The organism is Streptomyces sp. NPDC006265 (genome assembly GCF_040613555.1).
Taxonomy (GTDB): domain Bacteria; phylum Actinomycetota; class Actinomycetes; order Streptomycetales; family Streptomycetaceae; genus Streptomyces.
In genome coordinates, this window is the sequence record NZ_JBEXSH010001550.1 from 1 (window position 1) to 1,003 (window position 1,003).

At 75.6% G+C, this 1,003-nt stretch carries 1 pseudogene; it reads left to right on the forward strand.

Annotated elements, in window-relative coordinates:
• A pseudogene (locus ABZ281_RS50530) lies at positions 1-631 on the forward strand (hypothetical protein); the annotation flags it as partial.
• Positions 632-1,003: the final 372 nt, after the last annotated feature.

Sequence of the window (1,003 nt, forward strand, 5' to 3'; positions counted from 1 at the left end):
GTCCACGCTCCCCGCCTCCGCGGCCTTGGAGAACCACGGCTCCGCGCCACTGCCTCCGCCCGTTCATCCCGAGCAGCCCCCGGCCTACCCGGCGGCCCCCGGGGGCCCGGACTCCTTCACACTGGACCAGCTGGCCACGGACGCCGCGGCCCGCGCCCACGCCCTGCTCGGCACCGGCCGTGACCCGGTCGGGCAGCTGACGTTCTGGCAGGACGCCGTCCGCCTGGCCGCCGCCCGCCCCGGGGCGGGACTCACCGCCGGCACCCGGGCGCTGTACTCGTCCCTCGCCGCCGCGGCGGGCCGCACCCCATCCGAGCTGGCCCGCGCGGTCGCCGCCTGGCGTCAGGGCGGACCGGAGGGCCTCGCCGTACTGGAGGAGCCGTGGGACCCGCCGGCCGGGCGATTCGACCGGGCCCGCCCCCTCCTGCTCGCCGCCGACCTGCCCGCCTTCCGGCCCCGGCGCAACCACCTCACCCACCCCCAGGGCCACGTCCAGCTCCGCCTCGGCCGCGACGGCCTCTGGTACGCGTACGAGTCCGAGCCCGGCCGCGACGACTGGTGGCCCAGAGGCACCCCCGACCTGGACCCGGTCGGCGCCCTCACCGGCCTCGGACTGCCGGGCGACCTCTGACGGAACCCCCGTGCGCCCTGGGGGCAGATGCGTGAAGGCGGCGCGAGAGTTCCCCGTGATATCCGGGAGCCGGGTGTCAGGATGCGGGGACCCGCGTCGGCGGTGCCGGATCCGGCGGTTGGCGTGGAGCGGTGAGTGAGACCACGGCCCCTGCCCTCCAGTGCCGCTTCGACGGCCCGGAAGACGCCCCCGTCCTCATCCTCGGGCCCTCGCTCGGCACGACGTGGCACATGTCGTAGTGGCTCGGCAAGGTCATCTTCGGGGTCGACTCCGTCGACGGGACGGGTTCTTCGATCTCTCCACCTGGATCGCCACGATCGCCGGCTCCGTCATACTGGTTGCCGTCGTCCGGGGTCCACCGAGTCCTCCCAC